The following is a 21911-nucleotide window of genomic DNA, read 5'->3' on the forward strand; positions in this document are numbered from 1 at the left end:
AGCTAACAGAATTACACTAAGGTCATCGCCATTTTGCGGCGCAGATAAGCAATCTGCTGCATATGAGGCAAATCCTTCGGACAATTGTCTTGGCAGCCGAGCAGGGTCATACAACCAAATACCCCGTCCTGATTACCAATCACATGGTAAAAATCTTCAGCCGTACGCGCATCGCGACTATCGAGTTCAAAGCGGGCGATTTTCATCATCCCCACAGCGCCGACAAAAGTTTCACGCATTTGTTTAGTGGCACAGGCAGACACACAAACCCCACACTCGACGCAGCGCTCTAACTCATAGAGCCGCGCCGCTTCCTCCGGCGCCATCGGCTCCTCGAGGCGATGGATACTGATATCATTCGCTTTTGGGTGTAACCATAGCTTTAAGCGCTCGGCGAGTTCGCGCATAAACTTACCCGTGTTAACCGATAAATCACCAATCAATTCAAAACCCGGTAATGGCATCAGAGTGATTTCACCTTTGGGATATTTGGCGGTGAGCGTTCGGCATGCCAAAGTCGGGAAGCCATTAATCACCATGGCGCAACTGCCGCAAATCCCAGCACGACAGACAAAGTCAAACTGCAACGACGTATCTTGCTCTTCCCTTAGCTTATTGAGGGCGATAAACACCGTCATGCCCGGCGTTTCGGTGAGATGATAACGCACCATCTTCGGCTTATCGTTTGGCTCCTGCGGATCATAACGAAAAATATTAAAGGTTAACTGGCGACCTTGGCTCATTATGATTTTTCTCCTAGCGCATTGGCAGATGGTCTTTGTAAGGTATCACTTAAACGTTCATTTTTAGCTTGTAGGCTCGGCGGCAGCTCAAAGGGCATCAGCGCCGCCTGGCGTTGATAACGATCAGCATCGTCGCCCAGCCCTGCCAAAATCTCGGCAATTTGCTGCTCGCGTTTGGCGGTATCGGGGTGAGCAATGGCATTGTCGATACCGTAACCCCGGTATCCCGGCGGCAGCTCCATCTTCATCACATCCAGCGGCTCGTAGCTTAAAACGGGGGCCAACGCCTGGGCATCGGGCCAACTGGCGAGAGTACGGTTGAGCCAATCTCTGTCATTACGCTGCGGATAATCCTCTCGGGCGTGGGCTCCACGGCTTTCGGTACGCGCCGCAGCGCCGCAAGCAACGGTCAGCGCAACCTTGAGCATGCGCTTCACCCTTAGCGCTTCTACTAGCTCTGGGTTGGCGTGACGTTTCTTGCACTTAATCCCGAGTTTGCGTGAGCGTTCAAGCAGGGCTTTTAGCTCAGTTACCGCTTTATCAAGCTCTGGGCCGTTACGGAAAATCCCCACGTAGTCCATCATAATCCGCTGCATTTCGCGCTTAAGCTCGAAGGGGCTTTCGTGACCTTCACCATCGACTAAGGTATCGATTTCAGTCTGCACCTGTTGCATAAACTTTTCGGCAAGCTGAGTGTCGATTTCGAGGCTATTATTTTCACAAAAATCAGCCACATATTTGCCGATTATCATGCCGCCAACTACGGTTTCGGCGAGCGAGTTACCGCCCAAGCGGTTAAAGCCATGCATGTCCCAACAGGCGGCCTCACCCACGCTGAATAAGCCCTTAAGCTGCGGACTCTCGCCCGTCGCCTTAGTGCGAATACCGCCCATGGAATAATGCTGGGTTGGACGCACGGGGATCCAATCCTTCGCAGGGTCGATCCCGAGGAAATTCTCGCAAATCTCCTGCACTTCACGCAGGTTGGTTTCGATATGTTTGCGCCCTAGCAGGGTGATATCGAGCCATAAATGTGGGCCATAGGGGCTATCGACACCCTTACCTTTACGCATATGCTCGGTCATGCGGCGAGACACCACGTCCCGCGACGCTAGCTCTTTCTTCTCTGGCTCATAGTCCGGCATAAAACGATAACCGTCTTTATCCCGCAGCAAGCCACCGTCACCGCGGCAACCTTCTGTGGTTAAAATCCCTACGGGCACAATCGCCGTGGGGTGGAATTGCACGGCCTCCATATTACCAAGGGTAGCAACGCCCGTTTCAAGCGCCAGCGCCTGACCTATACCCTCGCAGATAATCGCATTGGTTGAGACTTCATAAATGCGGCCATAGCCTCCGGTGGCTATGGTGGTCGATTTCGCGACGTAGGCACGCAACTCACCCGTGATTAAACAGCGGGCAATCACCCCGTGACAGCGTTGACCGTCGTGGATAATCGCCAGCGCTTCGACGCGTTCATGGACGGGAATATCCATCGAAATCGCTTTATTATCCATGGCATAGAGTAAAGAGTGGCCGGTACCGTCGGCGGTGTAGCAGGTGCGCCACTTTTTAGTGCCGCCAAAGTCGCGGGCATTGATCAGCCCGTGGGCTTCTTCCGCTTCCTGCAGAGTGACTTTTTGCGCGTTAACAATCACTTCTCGAGGCCCTGCACTCACGCGTGACCAAGGCACACCCCAGTTGGCTAACTCGCGTACAGCCTTGGGTGCACAATGGGCAAACATCCTGGCGACTTCTTGATCGCAGCCCCAGTCCGAACCTTTCACCGTGTCTTGAAAGTGCACGTCTTCATCATCGCCCATGCCTTTAACTGCGTTGCCAAGGCTTGCCTGCATTCCCCCCTGCGCAGCGGCGGAATGAGAACGTTTGGCAGGAATAAGCGAAAGCACTAAGGTATCCAGCCCACGCTCTTTAGAGGCAATGGCCACCCTCAGGCCTGCCAATCCGGCACCAACCACTAATGAATCGGTATAAATCAGTTTCACGCCTGCTCCTTAACGGGTACTGCTGTTATTGTTTTAGGACAACACTCTTTTGTTATATTTCGCTTAACTCGCGTGGGGTAAAAATGCCAATAAGGAGGCAATCCCTACAGTGACAAACGCGATGCTCACAATGGTTTTAATCTTACGTAAACGGCTGCGACTATTGAGATCCCGCGCCGCGCCCCATTTTAGTGCCACGCGGTAAATCCCGATGGCCGCATGTAACTCAACCGTCAGCAATAGCGGCAGATACACCATCCACACGCCTTGGTTCCAAATCCGCTCGGCGCTACCCTGCGGGCCAATGGTTTCTGGCGCCGAGCCGATAAGCCACAGATGCACTGGCAGCAATAACAGGATCACCACGCCCGTAATGCCCTGCCAACGCCAGAGGCGAGTATCGCTGTGATTGATCACTTGCATCTGTTGTTGCAGCGCCCTTTGTTGACGCAAACTCATGGGTAACTTTTGCAGTGCCACAATCACATGCACTAGCGCTAGGGCGGCAATACCGACGGCAATACAAGTCACCACCCAGGGATAGCCATGGCCATCACTGGAGAGGAAACTCAGCTCCATAGTGCGAGCCACCCAGTTCATGGCATCGCCACCCAATAAAATGGACGACACCAATACTAAGTGGGTCCACAAAAACACCGCCAGAATGACACCCGACAAACTCTGGCTTAAATCCAGCCACGCACTCCATTTTTTTATACTTAGTTTGATTGCCATTACTTTCGCCTCGCGCCACAGGCTCCGTGAGCCCTGCTCATTAAGTTGTCCTCGAAAATTAATATCGCTCACAAATCCATCAAAAAACCTGAGTTAGATCAAGTAGGAGGCGAATAATTAATCGAATGCTTAAATATTAGCAGCGAAACAAAATCCTGCTGCGCCCAATTCCTCATGGGATAACGCAGCAGTATTGGGTTTCAATCAATGGGGTACGTAGGGCTGCACGGGCACACTTAGCTCGCTACCGATAAACATGTAGGAGACTAAGCTCGCGCTACCTAGGCATAACAAGTAGATAATCAATACCTTAGCAAGTTTACGTAGGCCGGAGCGCTGGGTCGTGATGCCCCACTTCACTGCCACTCGGTATAAGCCAATCATGGCGTGGATAACCACAGCCGGTAGCAACAAGGCATAGAGCAACCAGGCGTTATCGTGATACACGCGCTCGGCCGATAAATGTGGGCCAATTTCAGGATTTAAGATCATGGTAAAGAGGTGCACTGGCACGAGGAAAAACAGAATAAAACCCGTGATCAACTGCCAAAACCACGCATGGGTATCGCGGTGTTTAATGCCACCTAAGTGTGAGCGCAACGCTCGCCACTGCCCAAGCTGCGCCGGAAATCGTCTAAGGGCAACGGCGGCGTGCAAGATGACGACGAATAGCATAAAGACTGAGAAGACTTTAGTGACTATCGGAAAGCCGTGGCCTGTACTGCTAAACATACCGCCTTCGAGCAACTGCACCACATGGTAAAAGGCCTCTTTACCTAGCAAAATGCTCGACTCGAAGTGCATATGTAACAACAGAAAGCATCCCAGCATAATACCAGTCGCGCTCTGTAATCTATCGGCCTTAGCCGACCAAGGGTGACCTATCCCCTGTGTTTTCACGCTAGTGTGAACGCGCGTTACGCTTGTCATCTTGCTTTTACCCTTTAATGGTTTGTTGACGCCTCTTTGCAAACTACACCATAGCAGCAACAAAAAACGCGGCTGAGTGTCACAGATTTAAAGCGTGAGGCAACTCACGGGATAAGCGTCAACTCTTAGAAGAGGATCACAAAAAAGCCGTAAAAACCAAACAAAGGTAAAACCAATTAACCATTATATTTCATGGCTTTATATTAAAAATCGAAACAAGCGGTTCGATTTTGCGTACAACCAAAAGATGACAAGCTAACTCCTTGTCCATGCTGAAATAAACCTCAATTCCTACCGCAAATCCCTCAGATTGTTAGTGCGAATTCCTCAGCGCACCAAAACACAGTTACTGGTGTTAAATTGCCACCGAATTCTGCAAATTAGCGCGGTTTGGGTATACAATAGCGCGATATTTTTTAAACCTAGCCACAGGATTTTACCCATGCCTTGGATCCAACTTCGCATTAACACCAACAGTGATGATGCTGAAACCATCAGCGACTTACTTATGGAAGAAGGCGCCGTTTCTATTACCTTTGAAGATGGTAAAGACACCCCGATTTTTGAGCCTAAACTGGGCGAAACCCCTCTGTGGCAAGATACCGTAGTTGTTGCCCTGTTCGAGGCTGACACGGATTTAGCACCGACTATTGAGATGCTGAAAACCCTGCCGTTTTTAGGTGAAAGCTTCAGCCACAAAATCGAGCAAATTGAAGACAAAGACTGGGTTCGTGAGTGGATGGATAACTACCACCCAATCCAATTCGGTAAACGCCTATGGATTTGCCCAAGCTGGCGTGAAGTCCCCGATCCAAGCGCAGTAAACGTGATCTTAGATCCGGGTCTGGCCTTCGGCACAGGCACCCACCCTACAACGGCGCTGTGTTTAGAATGGCTAGATAGCTTAGATCTCAGCAACGAAGAAGTGATCGACTTTGGCTGCGGCTCAGGTATTCTCGCCGTAGCGGCGCTGAAACTGGGCGCGAAAAAAGTCACAGGTATCGATATCGACTATCAAGCCATCGAAGCCTCTAAAGCCAATGCCGAGCGTAACGATGTTGCCGACCAATTGGCACTTTATCTGCCAGAAGATCAACCCGCCGATCTTAAGGCCGATGTGTTAGTTGCCAATATTCTCGCTGGCCCACTGCGAGAACTTGCCCCCCTTATCGCCGAGCGCGTCAAATCTGGTGGTAAATTAGCCCTTTCTGGACTGCTTAAAGAGCAAGCGCAAGAAATCTCTGACTTCTATAGCCAATGGTTCGACATGGACGAAGCGGCTCACAAAGAAGATTGGAGCCGCTTGACAGGTAAGCGCAAATAACGCTAAAGGGTGGCGCAACATGCGCCACCACTGGCTTAGGCTTATTTTGTCGATGACTTCTCAAGGCTAAAAAGTCAAGAAAAAAAATTGCTCCTAGGTCATTTATTGACCTTTTCACGGCCAATAAAAAGGGCTACTATAGCGCCCCTTTGAAGAGCTAAGGTGAAACAGTAAATGCAGATTGGACCCTATCAACTGAAGAATCAGCTGATCGTGGCACCAATGGCAGGTGTCACCGATCAAGCTTTCCGTAATCTCTGTCTTCGTTATGGCGCAGCCTTAGCGGTGTCGGAGATGCTTTCATCGAATCCTGAGGTCTGGGACACAGATAAGAGCCGCCAGCGTATGACGCATTCCGGCGAGGAAGGTATTCGCTCAGTGCAAATTGCAGGTGCAGATCCAGAGTTAATGGCGCAGGCCGCCCAGTTCAACGTCGAACAAGGTGCCCACATCATTGATATCAACATGGGATGCCCGGCAAAAAAAGTGAATAAAAAGCTGGCCGGTTCTGCCCTAATGCAAAACCCACCCTTAGTGAAAGAAATTTTACAAGCTGTGGTCGCTGCAGTAACGGTACCTGTCACGTTAAAGATTCGCACAGGCTGGGAGCCTGAACACAGGAACGGTGTTCAAATCGCCCAGATTGCTGAGGATTGTGGTATCGCCTCGCTCGCCGTTCACGGCCGCACGAGACAATGCATGTACAGAGGCAACGCCGAGTACGACACCATCAAAGCAATTAAACAGAATGTCTCGATTCCTGTTGTCGCGAATGGGGATATCGACAGTCCGGAGAAAGCCCGCTTCGTGCTGGACTATACCGGTGTCGATGCTCTGATGATAGGACGGGGTGCTCAAGGACGGCCTTGGATTTTCAGAGAAATCCAGCACTACTTGGACACGGGTAATAAGCTAGCGCCCATTGAGGTGGCTGAACAGCGTCAAGTGATGCTGGAACACCTCACCAAACTTTATGATTTGTATGGTGAATATAAGGGTATCCGCTTCGCCAGAAAGCATATTGGATGGTACCTAGACCAAGAGGATCAGCGCCAGTTTCGGGCTGACTTTAATCAGCTGGAAACCGCTGCAGAACAGTATTCCCTAGTGGAATATTATTTTGATGAATTAGTACAGAATTAATAAAGAGCAGAATAGAATGTTTGATCAGACAACTAACACAGAAGTTCACCAGCTTACCGTTGGCAAAATCGAAACCGCAAACGGCACTATCAAGCCCCAGTTATTACGTGACGCCGTTAAGCGTGCCGTAACTAACTTCTTCGCACAGTTGGACGGTCAGGAAGCACAAGAAGTGTACGAAATGGTGCTAAGTGAAGTTGAAGCACCTCTGCTTGACATCATCATGCAACACACTCGCGGCAACCAAACCCGCGCAGCAAACATGCTAGGTATCAACCGTGGTACTCTGCGTAAAAAATTAAAGAAATACGGCATGAACTAATCATTTCGATTAAGTGATTGTTGGGAAAGGGGTTAACCTGCACAGGTTAGCCCCTTTTCGCATTATATGTACCCCCATATGTACCCCGAGATAATTCCTTGCCGAGTTTATATCGATGAAAACATCCACAGCTAACTCAATACGAATTAAGACATCAGACCATCCCAAATGGCCTAATTGGTTTTCAATTAAGAACTATGATTGCCTTGCTGATCTCACTGCTGCGCAATTTCTTAACGAGCTAGAACTCAGGTTGACCCTTCACAACACACCGACTTTTCCTAATGGTAGAAAACTGACTGACAGTAGACGGTGGCAACTGATCCAGCAGGGTTATGTCATCATCAATTCGAATCCGGTTACACAACCAGACCTTCCGACAGTCATCGCATTGAACCATGTTGATCTTCTAGGGATAACTGAAGAGATTAAACTCCGCAGTGGTGATGACTACTTAGACTTAGAGCCGCAACTACTCGTGCCTTTGCTGGGGCAGGTTCGAGACTTAACCGTGTTAGGTATAGACTTAACTAAACCCAATAAAGCGATATTGGGTGACTGTGAGTTCCTGATTAATCAGCTGCGCAAAACCCTATCAATCCCAGAACCCAAAACGCCTGACAATTTTCAAGCAAATGAGAAAACCTTCAAAAAGCTGCTGACTTATAAGTTGATCCCCTACCTTGATCTCATGATGTATTGCTATAACCATATCCCTTTTTATGAAGATAATTGGCAAAAGCTGGAATTTACACAAAATGTATTGAGTGAATTACTGCTTGGGGAAGAATCTAAACAAGAGCTTAGAATGGAGCTATATAAAAAAACCTATGCACCGTTTTATCGCAAGATTCTCAGCAACGAATCTCATCTAATGCAACTATTTGCGAATATCAGGCAAAATACGTGGGCGTTAGGCACTAAAATGCAGGATATTTAAGGGATTAAATTTGGGGTAAAAATCAAATTTCGTTTTTACCCCGAAATCACAATTGCAAACAGGCAAGATACTCCTAAGCCAAACAGAGACAATCTATAGGAGCATCTATGTCACTCTTTAGTATCGAAAAATCAGCCATTCAAGACCGTATAGTACGAGAAACAGAGCGTAAACTAATTACCTCTATCAGTCGCTCACAAGCTTTTCAGCTAGAAAGACTTAACCGTTTCCCTAAACGCATAAAACTTGGGAATCGTTCTGTCGGTTGGCGTCTTTCAGAACTGATGCAATGGGTTCACTCTGGCGGAGAACTATCCGAACAAGTTACTGAGGGGGCAAGGTATGAAACCGAGTAAAAGAACTCAATTTGCCCAATTGCTCCACCAGCAGCGACCGATGGAGCGAATAATCCGAATCACTGAAATGTGCCAATTACTCGGCATAGATAGAACAACACTCTACAGACGAGTAAAAAGAAAGGTCTTTATTCAACCCATCAAAAGCCAAAATCGAACTATTGGTTGGTCAGAATCAAGTTATATCAACTGGCTAAACGGCACTAAGTAATAGCTAACCAAGGCGGCACTTGCCGCCTTCTTTTGGCCTGTAAACGCAACAAACTGCGACAAAGCTCAACCGAGTGCGATTAAATGCTGACGAATGCAGGCTCTAAATCACGTTTAACCAGCAGAAAAATACAATCTACGCATCTGCAATACTATGGTAGGTCTCGCTTTACGCCACTTTACAACTCTCACTACAAGCAGGTTATTTATAATATTTCCGCTCTTCGCTTTCCCTTAGAAGATTTTCTATATCAAGAAACCTTATTTAAAGTGATGAGCTTTGAACACGGCATCAGCTCCAGCATTATGAGTGCAGCAATTGATCAACTGCTAACTGCACTGAGTCACTATTCTAAAATCCTACTCGTCAGATTCGATCTACGAGTCTATACCGAAACACCCAATAACAGCCTAATCAGCAAATACCGCAAAACCCTGTTGAGATACCTAGATAAGAAGTACCAATCTAAAGCATGGTTATTTTGGGTTCGAGAACAAACACCAAGAAGCGACAAAGCGCATTATCACTGCTTCATTCTACTCAATGGGCATAAAGCTAAGTCAGGCTGGGGTGCATTTCAACAGGTTCAGAAAGCATGCTATATGCATCCAGACACTTCTGCATGGTTACCTGAGTCGGCAAGCTACAAAATTGAACGCAGCGGGCTTAAAGGTGTTGAGTCTGCAATTCACAGGATCAGCTACCTTGCCAAGCATTACAGCAAAGAACAGACACCGAATGGAATAAAACGCTTTCAAACTAGCGCTAGCCGAAGCTAGTCAAACTTAACAAGTTTACAGCAATTAGATAAGGGGGAAAGTGGATCACTCATGCCTACGTTATTCCACTAAAATTGGATCAAAATAATGTTAGCCATGAGTCAAAATCAAGAGTAAAACCATTACTAAACAATAGATTATACTCATATAGAATGAGCTTACACCGATAACCAAATGCCAAAGATCCAAAACATAAATACGGTTGACATTTCATTAACAATTTGTGTTAAAAAAATGTTTCTTAAATTTCTTGTATCTAAAAGACACTACTAAACATCTACCTCCGACTATGACTTAACGCGCATATTTACCCGCCATAGCGTTGTACCCTCCCCCCCTTATCAGTACACTTTGGCGCATCAATGCACAGGGTACTTTTATCAGCATCACTTAACCCACAGTGCTTACCAAATTCATTAGAGAAAACCAGTGCCAAATCAAATCACTCTCCAACAATTAGAATCGTTCTTATGGGAAACGGCGGATATTCTCCGTGGCAATATGGATGCGTCAGAGTTCAAAGACTACATCTTCGGCATGATGTTCCTTAAGCGTCTATCGGATTCATTTGATGAAGCCCGTGAGCAGGTGATCGAATACTATCTTGCCAAAGGTAAAACCCAAGTTGAGGCCGAAGCCTTAGCCAGTGATGAAGATGAGTACGACAGCACCTTCTATATTCCTGAAGTTGCCCGCTGGTCAGCGCTTAAAGACTTAAAGCACAACATAGGTGAGGCGCTCAATACCGCCGCTGAAGCCATTGAAGAACACAATCCAAACCTTGAGGGCGTATTAGTCTCTATCGACTTCAATATTAAAAACAAGCTCTCCGATAATAAGCTGCGCGACCTACTCAGCCACTTTAACAAGTACCGTCTGCGCAATAGTGATTTCGAACGCCCCGACTTACTCGGCACCGCCTACGAATATTTGATTAAAATGTTTGCCGATAGCGCGGGTAAAAAAGGTGGTGAGTTCTATACCCCGAGCGAAGTGGTGCAATTGCTGGTGGCATTGCTCAAACCCCATGCAGGCATGCGAATTTACGACCCTACAGTGGGTTCGGGCGGCATGCTGATCCAAATGCGTAATTATCTTGCGACCCATAATGAAAACGCCGCAAACCTGTCACTATACGGCCAAGAGATGAACCTCAATACATGGGCAATCTGTAAGATGAACATGTTTTTGCACGGGGTACAAAGTGCCGACATTCGCAAGGGCGATACCCTGCGCGAACCTAAGCATACTATTGATGGCAGCCTAATGACGTTTGATCGCGTGATTGCCAATCCGCCGTTTTCGTTATCAAAATGGGGCAAAGAAGACTGCGATAAGGATAAATTTGGCCGCTTCCCCTATGGTACACCGCCAAAAGATGCAGGTGACCTCGCCTTTGTGCAGCACATGATAGCCAGCACCAATGATGATGGCATGGTCGGCGTTGTGATGCCCCATGGCGTGCTGTTCCGAGGTTCCAGCGAAAAAGACATTCGTAAAGGCATACTCGAAGACGACTTATTAGAAGCCGTAATCGGCCTGCCCTCAGGCCTATTCTATGGCACAGGCATCCCCGCCTGTTTGTTGATTATCAACAAACAAAAGCCGAGCGAGCGCCAAGGCAAGGTACTGTTTATTAATGCTGAACTCGAATATCAAGAAGGCAAAAACCAAAACAGTTTACGTCTGCAAGATATCAATAAAATCGTCGCAACCTTCGACAACTACAGCGAAATCAAACGCTACTCAGCCATAGTCAAACTAAAAGATATCCGCGATAACGACTACAACCTCAATATTCGCCGCTATGCCGATACCTCGCCACCCGCAGAGATTTTTGATGTGCGCGCTATTCTCCACGGCGGTATTCCACTACGTGAAGTGCAAGACGATTATATTCAAGAAGAAATTCTTAAAGGTTTTGATGTCAGCTGTGTATTTGAGCCTAAGGGCGAAGACTATTATCAATTCAGAGCAGAAATCGAAACCAAAGAGCAGATCCGTGAACATGTGAACCATGCTGATACAGTGGTTGCAGTCAGCATCATCGCGCAACTAGAGCGCTGGTGGGATAAGTACCAAATATCATTGAAACAGCTTGACGATGAAGTCGCTACCGCCGAGGGCGTGATGAAGGGTTATCTTAAGGAGCTGGGTTATGAGTAATCAGGTTCCTGCTGATTGGATTGTGTCTTCTCTGGCTGATATATCTAAATTTCGGAGGGGGAGCTTCCCACAGCCATACGGGAATCCAGAATGGTTTGATGACAATGGGTTTCCATTTGTTCAAGTGTTCGATTTAGGGTTCGGCAACCTTTTAAAAGCATCAACTAAGGTTAGGATTTCAGATCTAGCAGCTAAAAAAAGTGTGTTTGCCCCAAAAGGGACAGTCTTAGTTTCCATCCAAGGTTCTATAGGCCGAGTAGTTGTCACTCAATATGATGCCTATGTAGATCGTACAATTCTGATATTTGAGGAGATTGCGTCACACATAGATAAGGATTTTTTTGCGCTGATGGTACGAGAGATCTTTAGCGTAAAGAAAAACGAGGCTGATGGTGGTGTAATCCTGACAATAACAAAAGAGACACTTAAGAATTTCTTGATGGTATTGCCGCCTCTCCCAGAACAACAAAAAATTGCTGCGATTTTGACTTCTGTGGATGAGGTAATTGAAAAAACACAGGCACAAATCGACAAGCTCAAAGATTTAAAAAGCGGCATGATGCAGGAGCTGCTCACCAAAGGTGTTGGCATCAAGCAAGGTGATAAATATGAGCCCCACACCGAATTTAAAGACTCCCCCGTTGGCAGAATCCCCAAGAGCTGGGAGGTTGTTAAACTTGGTGATACCGGTAAATGGAGAGGTGGCGGTACACCGAGTAAGGCAAATAAAGAATTTTGGTCAGGCTCAATTCCTTGGGTTTCCCCTAAAGACATGAAATTTGATTTAATTAGTCGGACACAGGATCATGTGTCAGCTAAAGCGATTACAGAGTCTTCAACAAATTTTATACCTAAAGGCTCTCTCCTTATGGTCGTAAGAAGTGGTATTTTGCAACATACTTTGCCTGTAGCTATCGCAGGATGTGATTTAACGGTGAACCAAGATATGAAAGCATTAACTGTTTCTGAGCGATATGACACACGTTTTATTTTTCATTATTTAAAGGCTCACAACCATAAGGTCTTACGCGCAACATTAAAAGCTGGAAACACAGTAGAGAGCATTGATTTTAATGAGTTCAGTAAGTTTGTTATTCCTTCGCCTCCATTTGAAGAGCAGGTTAAAATTGCTGATTTAGTTGATTCTGTGGCTAATAAAATTAGCAGTAAGGTTTCAAAGCTAAATCAAACTTCAAATCTCAAAAAAGCCCTTATGCAGGATCTATTGACGGGTAAAGTGCGAGTTAAGGTCGATAACGATTTAATTAGCTAATCCCTAGGGACGGCAAAGCATTGACCGCTACAGCAAAGATACGCAGCATAAGCGCTGTACAGCCCCTTGAGTAAAGAGGATAAATAGTGGATCACCAACTATCACAACATGATATTTTTATCAGTCAAGATGGTCAGCTACAGCTTACTGTGGCTGTCGATACCGAGACAGTTTGGTTAACCCAAGCGGAAATTTGTGTATTGTTCGACCGTGAGCGTTCAGTGATCACTAAGCATATCAACAACGTCTTTAAAGAGGGCGAACTTGAGCGGGATTCAGTATGTGCAATATTTGCACGTACTGCGGATGACGGCAAAACCTACCAAACTCAATACTTTAACCTTGATGTGATTATTTCTGTTGGCTATAGGGTAAAGTCCAAACGGGGCGTGCAATTCCGCCAATGGGCAACCAATACCTTAAAACAGCATTTACTCCAAGGATACACCCTAAACCAGCAACGCCTTGTACAACGCGGTATTGAGTTTAACCAAGCATTAGCCCTCCTTTCAAAGACCTTAACCAACCAAGCCCTGATCAATCCAGACGGTCAAGCGGTTGTGAACGTAATTGCCGAGTACGCCCGCTCTTGGTCGCTACTACAAGGCTATGATGAGCAAAGCCTGACGGAAATCACCCACAAACAGCAACAGATGCAGCCTTTGGCGCTTGATGAGGTATTAGCCGCAATTGCAGCCTTAAAAACAAATCTGATAGCAAAAGGTGAAGCGACTGACTTGTTTGCTCAGCTACGGGGCAATGGCTTAGCTTCCAGCATTGCGACCATTGAACAAGGGTTTGGTGGCGAATGGTTTTACCCGAATGTGGCTAGCCGCGCCGCCCATCTATTGTATTTCATCATCAAAAATCATCCCTTTGCCGATGGTAATAAGCGCACAGGCTCGTTTCTCTTTTTATGGTACTTACAGCAAAATCAGCACCTGTTAGCTAAACCCGTGAGCGAGCAAATTAATGATACAACCTTGGTGGCTTTAGCTTTGCTGGTGGCCGAAAGTTTGCCTGACCAAAAAGAACTGATGATCCGCTTGATTGAACACTTTATTTTATTGAAAGAGTAAGCCTATCTAGTTCATATTAATCCCTATCACAGGCGACAGTATCATCAAGTAGTCTTGCCCATTCAACTTGGGCGCAAACCGCTCGTATAACCCGTAATAAGCTAAAGGAAGAGTATGTTTAAGCCAAACAAGGATGGTAAATATGTGCTTAAATCCATAAAGTTTGAGAGTGTGTTTCTCCCTTCGCCAACTACCGTTACAGGGTTACTTAAGCTACCCAATAACTTTGTAAAAGTAGTCCCAATCATTGAAAAACAAAGCGGCATACTTTTAAACATTGGCAGAAGCTCACGTTCAAATTTGGCTACTGAAGGCGTAGCAAAACCCAGCATTAACAAGCTCACTTCTTGGGTTAAAAAATTACCAATACCATATCAAAAACTTCAATCATTCTCGTTGCTTTTAAAAACAATCAAAGCCGGAAAAGTAGGCTCAAACGCTTGCATTTGGTGGCCTTTGGTGAATGGTTTTAAACAATCAACCTATGATACAGAACTGAATACCTTGCTTGATTTTCTGCAATTACGGGCAGATGCCGATTACTGTATGATGAAAGAAATAAAGCAACAGATTAAACAAGGGAAAATGAACAAGGACGATAGCAATGCCATTTGGCAAGCTCAGCAAACTACATGGCAACACCAAAGCTTAGTTTCAGTTGAAACACTCAATATTTATAGCGAATTCGCAGCCACCCCAGACAACCCCAAGTATCTACAAAATGAAAATGCGACATTACTCATAGGAGCTGTTTATCACCTGATATTTGACTTTTATCTTAGCGCAATTGCCCACTTTGAAATAGGAATTGCTCTGTATGAGCACAGACACGATGGAAATATTGAGCTTAATAATTATAAAGGAATTTTTTCAACAACATTAGACATTTACTCGCATGAAAGTTATGCCTATACCTGTTTCAGTGCCATGCTGGAGGCAATAAAACAGCGGTTAGCTGATCATGGCACTGTTTTAGGCTGGCGAGAAATAGCTACCTTTATTTATATAGAAGATTCAGGAGAAAGTGATGAACTGCTCAACGACCGACAATACAATCGGCTCAAAGATTGGCGAAAAGGCATCAACATACCATCCAATGAAAAAATGAGGCTGTTTGTTGAAGCTTTAGTAATATCATTAGGTGATTATAACCCTGAGCCAATCATTGACTATTTTCGAATTGCTAGAGCTGTAGATGATTTTTTAGCATTACAACCAGATAAACAGGTTATTCCAATAATAAAGAGTGTGCTTGCTAACTACCCTACATACTTTGAACACTATCATTCAGCACTTATCAAAAAATAAAAGGCCATTTCATCCCCATGGCCTTTTACCTATTAACTTTGGAGACGCCACCTTTTGGTTGAACGCTGTAATGTCGTTAACTTTATTGGTGATTTAGCGTCAACAACTTGCTCCTCTCATTCATCATCAAGCTGTTCTTGCCAATCGTCTGGACGCTCATCTTCACCGCGACTCTGCCAGTAAGCGTCATTGTTGGGATTAAGCTGATTGCTATGATTATCGTCATCATGTTTAGACATAATTACTTACCTCCCTGCTTACCATTGCCAGAATTCTTTGCCGCTGCACTCTGCGCTTTTGCAGCAAAACTACCCTTAGCTACAGTTCCTCCGTTTTGAGTTGCAGTTGAGCTTTGAATACGAGCGGCTGCTTGTGGGGTCATTGGGGTTTTATTACTCATGTTATTTCTCCAATTTAGGGTTACGTTGGCAGGAGCCCCTACCAACAAAAGAGATTGTGCCTGAGCTTTTGGGGCTTGCAGTGGGGGGGAAATCGTCCAAATTTACATATTTTTGAATTTGCCCCGTATTCAATTGATTTTGTTAGCTGTTATTTGTGCTATGCCTCTGTAATATAAGAGCCTGCATGATTGCATCAAAATCAATCGTATAAAAATCAGATACAAAAGATGTCTTTAATCATCTGGTAAAGGGATGGATATGGATCAGGATGAGCTACATAAGGTCGAGTTACCCGCTATTGCCCAATTATCGCTATTAGGTTGGCAGTACATTGCGGGAGCTAAACTCACACCTGAATACCATGAAAGACCCTATCTACGGGATGTCGTGCTGATGGGACGGCTCGAAGCCGCCATTAAAAGAATTAACCCTTGGATCAACGATGAAAACCTGCGCAAGGTTTGCCGTGATATCACCCATCCAAACTTTGTCGGCTTGATGGAATACAATCAGGCCATCTATCAAACCTTAGTGAATTATCTTTCAGTAGAGCAAGACGTTGGTAAAGGGCGTAAAGGCCAAACCGTTAAGTTGATTGATTTTGATAACCTTGCAGCCAATGAGTTTATCTGTACTTCACAGTTTAAAGTAGAAGGCGTAAACCAAAATATCATCCCTGATATTGTTTGCTTTATTAATGGCTTACCGCTGGCAGTGATCGAATGTAAATCCCCCTACATCTCAGCACCAATAAGCGAAGGGATTAACCAATTACGCAGATATGCCAACCTACGTAATAGCGTCGATGATGAAGGCGCACAGCGGCTTTTTTGGTATAACCAGCTGATGGTATCGACCTGTCGCGATCAGGCCAAAGTGGGCACAATTAGTTCCAATGCATCCCACTATGCTGATTGGAAAGATGCCTATCCCTTTACCGATATCACATTAAGCGAACAAAATTTATCTCAGGCTTTTAGCCGTAATAGCCTCGACGATATGCAGGTTAACGATAACCCTGCACTGTACACCGCCACCAGCTCAAACTACGATGCAATCACTGCGGTAACAGCACAACAACGCTTGATTGCAGGTATATTCAGCCCTGCTAGCTTTCTCGATATATTGCAAAACTTCATTATATTTGAGCCAGTAGAAGGCAAGCTAATCAAGAAGGTTGCACGTTACCAGCAATATCGAGCTGTCAATAAAGTCATTGAGCGCCTTAAAACAGGCCAAGACCGCAAAGAGAAGTCGGGCGTGGTATGGCATACCCAAGGCAGCGGCAAATCACTAACCATGGTTATGCTTGCTGTTAAAATGCGCCGAGATCCTGTGCTTAAGCAATACAAACTTGTGTTTATTACTGATCGTACTCAGTTAGATGAACAACTATCTAGCACCTTCCGCGCCGCCCAAGACGAAACAATTTATAACGCGGGTTCAGTTGCGGAGCTAAAAGCACTGCTGAAAAAAGACTGCTCGGATCTTGTGACTGCAATGGTGCAAAAATTCTTAGACCTAGAGAAAGAGCTGAGTACTAACAATGAAAACGAAGGTTTTGTTAACTTAAACCCGAGTGACAAAATTATCGTTCTTGCCGATGAAGCCCATAGAACTCACTTTGGCGGCCTTGCCATGACCATTAACGCTGCCCTACCTAACGCTCCTAAAATTGGGTTTACAGGCACACCACTACTAAAAAACCAAAAAATGGATAAAGCTTTTGGGGGCTATATTGATGAATACAAGATCAATCAAGCGGTGGATGATGGCGCAACAGTTCGCATTTTGTATGAAGGCCGCCAAGTAAAGACCGAAGTCGCTGGAGAGTCATTAGACAAACTGTTTGAGGCTTACTTTGGTAGCTATAGCAAAGAAGAACAGCGGGAGATTAAACAAAAATACGGTGTTGAGCGCGCAGTTCGCGAAGCACCTGCCCGCATTCGCTGGGTTTGCATGGACTTACTTGAACACTACCGAAAGCACATACAACCAGACGGTTTTAAAGCCATGATAGTGGTGGGTAGTCGCCATGCGGCCACCATATTTAAAAAGACCTTAGATGAGTTAGGTGCGCCACCTAGTGAAGTGATTATCTCGGGTGATCACAACGATGAAGCTTATATTGCTGTTCATACCGACAAGACAAAGCAAAAGAAGATTATCCAAGACTTTACTAAACCATTATCGGAAAACCCTGTCGCATTCTTAATCGTGAAAGACATGCTACTGACAGGGTTTGACGCACCGATAGCACAGGTGATGTACATCGATCGTAAACTACAAGACCATACGCTGATGCAGGCCATTGCTAGAGTGAACCGTACCTATGCAAAGAAAGAATGCGGCTTTATTGTCGATTACTTTGGGCTGTCGAACCACCTTATCGAAGCGATGGAAATGTTCAGCAGTGATGATGTAGAAGGCACGTATCAAAGCCTTAAAGATGAAATTCCCAAGCTAAAAGCTACACACACCCTCGCCATTTCATTTTTTAGACATATCAAGAATAAAGACGTTGATAGTTATGTACTGGCACTCAAAGAGGAAACTGTTCGAGCACAGTTTGATATGGCATTTAAGCGATTTGCAAGGCAAATGAACATCATTCTGCCCGATGTTGCCGCCGCACCATTTTTAGCCGATATGAAACTGTTGGGCAAAGTCCATAATTCCGCGCGAAACCAGTACCGTGATGCTGGTTTAGATATGACTGATATCGGCGCTAAAGTCCGTAAGCTGGTGGACGAACATATTTTAAGTACAGGCGTTGATCCCAAAATACCGCCTATTGACCTACTTGCCGCAAATTTTAAAGAAAGTATTCGACCAGAAAAATCGACTGAATCTAAAGCTTCTGAAATTGAAAGCGCGATTAAGCACCATATTACCGTCAAGCTTGAGGAAGATCCCGAGTATTACAAATCACTCAGCATAAGACTCAGAGACATTATCGAGAAGACCGCAGGGCAATGGGAACAGCAATTAGAGCTGTTATTGGCTATGGTCGACACTATTGAGATAGACCGTCGTAGAGCCGCAAAAGATGCAGGACTTTCCGAAACTGAGTTTGCCTTCTACAACATACTTACTGCTGAAGTGACCCAAACAAGCGACATTGAAGTCATAGACGAGCACCAGTTAATTGAGATAAAGACGATTACTCAAAACCTTGTCGCAATGTTTGATGAAGCTACGCAGATAGTCGACTTTTTCAACAAGGGGGATGAGATAAAGCGGTTGAAAAAAGAGATAAAACGCGCCGTTATTGATGCATCATTTAGTAACGTAGAGTTGATATCTAATCTGCAAGATAGATTTATGGAATTGGCAAAACACAAGTTTAATAAACAGTGACCATCAGTATGAAACCAGCCGAATTCATTCAAGCTAAAGGTTATCAAGCACGCGTTACCCGAACCTCGAGAGCCAAAACTGCCTCCATAAAAGTTGAAGAAGGTATGGTTAGCGTGGTCGTACCCAAGGCATTACCCATAGAACGAATCGAGCGAATATTACAAGAAAAACACCAATGGATTATCGATAAGATTGCCCTGCACAAGGTACTAATTACCTCATCAGAAAAGCAGTTTGTCTCTGGTGAGGCTATGCCATACCTTGGCCGCAATTATCGCTTAAAGGTACATGCAGGCAGTTTTGAGCCAGTAAAGCTGGTGCAAGGACGATTAGTCGTTATTGTCCCCGAAGGTTCAGTCCGTTCAAACTTAGTAAGGGAAGCACTTATAGGCTGGTATAAACGCAGTGCATTACTCAAACTCAGGGAAAAGGTTCGACGTTATGCAAAAGTTATGGGAGTTACCCCTAAATCTGTCAATATCAAAACCTTCAAAAGCCGTTGGGGTAGCTGCAATCCTAAAGGTGATTTAGATTTTAACTGGATTATTGTTATGGCTCCTAACCGCATTGTCGACTACGTGGTTGTCCATGAATTGTGCCATTTAAAGCAACTCGATCACTCCCCACTCTTTTGGAAGGAGGTTGAACGAGTAATGCCTGATTACGCGGAATGTAAAGAATGGCTCAAGAATAACGCCCCAAAACTAACATTCTAGTACCACTCAAAAAGACCACTGCAAAGTGGTCTTCATTCAATCTTAACTAAAACACGACTCCTTTAGGCAACTCATCATCTTCATCTATTATGGGCTCTACGTATCCCTGAGCTTCAACATCATAACCAAGCTCACGTAATCGATTGATAATTGCCCATGGTGAGGCTTTACCGTTGCCAGTCATGCTTATACCGTAAACATCACAGCCACCAATCATAACTCGCTTTAACATAGCGTCTATCTTAGGATCTTGCGCTCGATATGGCGCAATCTTAAATGCCTCTTCAGTATCTACAGTTATAATGATGTGCTCTGTTAAACCTAGCGCGTCAATGATCATGTGTTCACCTCTTAAATTGATAACTTACTGCTGGCATAAAAGCTTACGTTATGAATACTTTAGTTTTTGCCTTTGCTCTTGAAAGCTAGCCCCCCAGTAGTAGCGTTGATTACCGCACATATAGCAGGAGCAAATGCATGGAGTTACCAAACAAATTCCAAGAAATTGGGTTGATTGTTTAGGGCTGCCTCCCCAATAAATAGCCCTATATTTTTTGAGACGCACATTATGATGGCGACGAATTGCACGCTTCGAAATTTTCACTTTCATACTCCCGAACTGGACTAACTATTCGGGTGGTCACTCCTTCGAATGACCACCACATTCGGTATCGGGATTTCGTTAACAAAAACATAAAACCTCTCAATAATAAGTTGGGGCGTAACAGATTAATATTTATGCTTTCCGTTTCAAAATGGACACATTATCAGGCTTATCCACCAGCAATTTTAAACGTTCAACCCACATATCTAAGGCTATCTTTTTCTCGGGGATATATTGGCTGCGATTATAAATAGCCATAACCCCACCCAATTTATGCCCTAATAGCTGCTCAACAACGTAAGGGGCAACGCCTAAGTCATTCATATAGGTTGAGATAACTCGACGTAAATCATGCAAAGTCCACTTTTCAGAATGTCCTAGTTTCTTCCATAAAGAGCCACCATAAGCGCTGACAGTCGCATCTTCTTTAAACTTTCCAAGAATGAGATCACTAGATTTACCATTGCCTTTCAGTTTCACCATGAACTCTTTCAAGTCATCAGGAATTGGCCTAACGATCTTGACCATTTTGTTTTTATTCTCCCGCGAGTGAACAGTCCATAATCCTTCCTCGAAATCCCATTGTGACCAAGTAGACTCCCTAACTTCATGGGTTCTAGCACCAAAAATAACCAATAGTTTAAACAAGTTGCCGTAATACTCTGGTAATACATCGGAATTAAGGAGTTTGATGAAATCAGCTAGTTCACGCTGACTGAGAACTCTATCCCTTTTATTTTGCTTTCTCCCCACATCTTGAATTGTTAAGGAGTCCAACGCAGTAGTGTGCACAAATTGCCTATTTTTACAAAAAATCAAAGCCTGTTTGATGTTCTGCAGAACATAGCCCGAGGCAACCGGTGCCGGACGTTGCTTACTTGGAATACCTTTACTTATACGATCAAAGCATTCAATCCAATGTCTTGTTTCCAAATCTGTTATAGGCAAATGCCCTATATACGGATAGATATGCTTAACAAATTGTGCCCGATGCTTTTCATGGTTTTTCCTACGAGTAACAGCTTGTTCCGTATACCAATACTCAAGCGCATCTTTAACAGTGATGGGATTAAATGATTTTTCTCGTCCAATAGAGCGTTGGATTTTAGGATCTTTTCCATTCGCTAACCATTCACGACATTGATGTGCCATCTCCCTAGCTTTAACTAAAGATAATTCTGGATAGTCTCCTAAATCCATCCTGTAATTTTTGCCATCAATTTTGTACCTATATTGCCAACGAACTTTACCTAAGGGGCTCACTCTCGCCCCTAGCCCTCTACCATCTGAAAGCTCAAATGCTTTGGGGTGATTTTTATTTAAAACCGCTCGAATATTTTTGTCGTAAAGCTTCATCAATGACTCTTACTTATTAGCTTAAATTTCAGGGTAAATATCAGGGTAAATATCAACCTACAAATCTCTTTCGAAAAAAGCTCCTTAAATAGGCTCTATCCGACCAGAATATGCACACCAACACGCACCCAATATGTACCCCCATATGTACCCCTAGTT

21 protein-coding genes are annotated in these 21911 nt (G+C 44.9%); 13 read left to right on the forward strand and 8 right to left on the reverse strand.

What is annotated here, in order from left to right:
• Window positions 1-11 precede the first annotated feature (11 nt).
• The 4 genes from M0415_RS12125 to M0415_RS12140 all read right to left on the reverse strand — a co-directional run bounded on the left by M0415_RS12125 (window position 12) and on the right by M0415_RS12140 (window position 4414).
• Window positions 12-743 carry a fumarate reductase iron-sulfur subunit gene (locus M0415_RS12125; protein WP_086903871.1) on the reverse strand — a complete coding sequence of 244 codons (732 nt, stop codon included), beginning with the start codon at window positions 741-743 and terminating at the stop codon, window positions 12-14.
• Window positions 743-2749, reverse strand: a complete 2007-nt coding sequence (locus M0415_RS12130; RefSeq protein WP_249553340.1) for a fumarate reductase flavoprotein subunit — start codon at window positions 2747-2749, stop codon at window positions 743-745. The genes M0415_RS12125 and M0415_RS12130 overlap by 1 nt, the downstream gene beginning before the upstream one ends.
• A gap of 63 nt (window positions 2750-2812) precedes the next feature.
• Window positions 2813-3484 carry a fumarate reductase cytochrome b subunit gene (locus M0415_RS12135; RefSeq protein ID WP_249553339.1) on the reverse strand — a complete coding sequence of 224 codons (672 nt, stop codon included), beginning with the start codon at window positions 3482-3484 and terminating at the stop codon, window positions 2813-2815.
• Window positions 3485-3688: 204 nt separating this feature from the next.
• Complete coding sequence (locus M0415_RS12140) at window positions 3689-4414, reverse strand: fumarate reductase cytochrome b subunit (RefSeq protein ID WP_249553337.1); 726 nt, start codon at window positions 4412-4414, stop codon at window positions 3689-3691.
• A gap of 442 nt (window positions 4415-4856) precedes the next feature.
• Between M0415_RS12140 and prmA the strand changes: the two genes are divergently transcribed.
• The 11 genes from prmA (at window position 4857) to M0415_RS12190 (ending at window position 15315) form a co-directional block, all read left to right on the forward strand.
• Window positions 4857-5738, forward strand: a complete 882-nt coding sequence (prmA, locus tag M0415_RS12145; RefSeq protein ID WP_023268963.1) for a 50S ribosomal protein L11 methyltransferase — start codon at window positions 4857-4859, stop codon at window positions 5736-5738.
• 174 nt (window positions 5739-5912) lie between these two features.
• On the forward strand, window positions 5913-6881 hold the full coding sequence (gene dusB, locus M0415_RS12150; RefSeq protein ID WP_088211921.1) for a tRNA dihydrouridine synthase DusB: 969 nt from the start codon (window positions 5913-5915) through the stop codon (window positions 6879-6881).
• A gap of 16 nt (window positions 6882-6897) precedes the next feature.
• Entirely contained in the window at window positions 6898-7203 is a 306-nt protein-coding gene (gene fis, locus M0415_RS12155) for a DNA-binding transcriptional regulator Fis (protein ID WP_006083371.1), read from the forward strand.
• Between the two features lie 115 nt (window positions 7204-7318).
• A complete protein-coding gene (locus tag M0415_RS12160) occupies window positions 7319-8143 on the forward strand; it encodes a DUF6387 family protein (RefSeq protein ID WP_249553335.1) in 825 nt (274 codons plus the stop codon).
• A 107-nt stretch (window positions 8144-8250) separates the two neighbouring features.
• Complete coding sequence (locus M0415_RS12165) at window positions 8251-8499, forward strand: AlpA family phage regulatory protein (protein WP_011070746.1); 249 nt, start codon at window positions 8251-8253, stop codon at window positions 8497-8499.
• Window positions 8500-8539: 40 nt separating this feature from the next.
• Window positions 8540-8710 (forward strand): helix-turn-helix transcriptional regulator, encoded by a 171-nt coding sequence (locus M0415_RS21525; protein WP_446694962.1) that lies wholly within the window; start codon window positions 8540-8542, stop codon window positions 8708-8710.
• Window positions 8711-8793: 83 nt separating this feature from the next.
• Entirely contained in the window at window positions 8794-9489 is a 696-nt protein-coding gene (locus tag M0415_RS12170; protein ID WP_249553333.1) for a YagK/YfjJ domain-containing protein, read from the forward strand.
• A 429-nt stretch (window positions 9490-9918) separates the two neighbouring features.
• Window positions 9919-11655 carry a type I restriction-modification system subunit M gene (locus M0415_RS12175; protein WP_220054500.1) on the forward strand — a complete coding sequence of 579 codons (1737 nt, stop codon included), beginning with the start codon at window positions 9919-9921 and terminating at the stop codon, window positions 11653-11655.
• Window positions 11648-12928 carry a restriction endonuclease subunit S gene (locus M0415_RS12180; RefSeq protein ID WP_249553331.1) on the forward strand — a complete coding sequence of 427 codons (1281 nt, stop codon included), beginning with the start codon at window positions 11648-11650 and terminating at the stop codon, window positions 12926-12928. The genes M0415_RS12175 and M0415_RS12180 overlap by 8 nt, the downstream gene beginning before the upstream one ends.
• A gap of 86 nt (window positions 12929-13014) precedes the next feature.
• On the forward strand, window positions 13015-14007 hold the full coding sequence (locus M0415_RS12185; RefSeq protein WP_249553329.1) for a virulence RhuM family protein/type II toxin-antitoxin system death-on-curing family toxin: 993 nt from the start codon (window positions 13015-13017) through the stop codon (window positions 14005-14007).
• Between the two features lie 114 nt (window positions 14008-14121).
• Window positions 14122-15315: a hypothetical protein gene (locus M0415_RS12190; RefSeq protein WP_249553327.1), complete on the forward strand. Its 1194-nt coding sequence runs from the start codon at window positions 14122-14124 to the stop codon at window positions 15313-15315.
• 116 nt (window positions 15316-15431) lie between these two features.
• Here the strand turns inward: M0415_RS12190 and M0415_RS21465 are convergent, their stop codons facing one another.
• Both M0415_RS21465 and M0415_RS12195 read right to left on the reverse strand, forming a co-directional pair.
• Entirely contained in the window at window positions 15432-15554 is a 123-nt protein-coding gene (locus M0415_RS21465; RefSeq protein ID WP_258405884.1) for a hypothetical protein, read from the reverse strand.
• A gap of 2 nt (window positions 15555-15556) precedes the next feature.
• Window positions 15557-15715: a hypothetical protein gene (locus M0415_RS12195; RefSeq protein WP_249553325.1), complete on the reverse strand. Its 159-nt coding sequence runs from the start codon at window positions 15713-15715 to the stop codon at window positions 15557-15559.
• Between the two features lie 253 nt (window positions 15716-15968).
• Here M0415_RS12195 and M0415_RS12200 point away from each other — a divergent pair, with 253 nt between their 5' ends.
• On the forward strand, window positions 15969-19076 hold the full coding sequence (locus M0415_RS12200; RefSeq protein ID WP_249560478.1) for a type I restriction endonuclease subunit R: 3108 nt from the start codon (window positions 15969-15971) through the stop codon (window positions 19074-19076).
• Between the two features lie 8 nt (window positions 19077-19084).
• Window positions 19085-19792: a M48 family metallopeptidase gene (locus tag M0415_RS12205; protein ID WP_249553321.1), complete on the forward strand. Its 708-nt coding sequence runs from the start codon at window positions 19085-19087 to the stop codon at window positions 19790-19792.
• A gap of 46 nt (window positions 19793-19838) precedes the next feature.
• On the opposite strand, the gene M0415_RS12210 is transcribed toward M0415_RS12205, so the two are convergent.
• Together M0415_RS12210 and M0415_RS12215 are read right to left on the reverse strand one after the other, a co-directional pair.
• Window positions 19839-20132, reverse strand: coding sequence for a hypothetical protein (locus M0415_RS12210; protein WP_249553319.1), 294 nt, complete (start codon window positions 20130-20132; stop codon window positions 19839-19841).
• A gap of 396 nt (window positions 20133-20528) precedes the next feature.
• Entirely contained in the window at window positions 20529-21752 is a 1224-nt protein-coding gene (locus M0415_RS12215) for a tyrosine-type recombinase/integrase (protein ID WP_220054491.1), read from the reverse strand.
• Between the last annotated feature and the right edge of the window lie 159 nt (window positions 21753-21911).

This window comes from Shewanella sp. 10B, from assembly GCF_023475885.1.
GTDB classification, from domain to species: domain Bacteria; phylum Pseudomonadota; class Gammaproteobacteria; order Enterobacterales; family Shewanellaceae; genus Shewanella; species Shewanella mangrovisoli.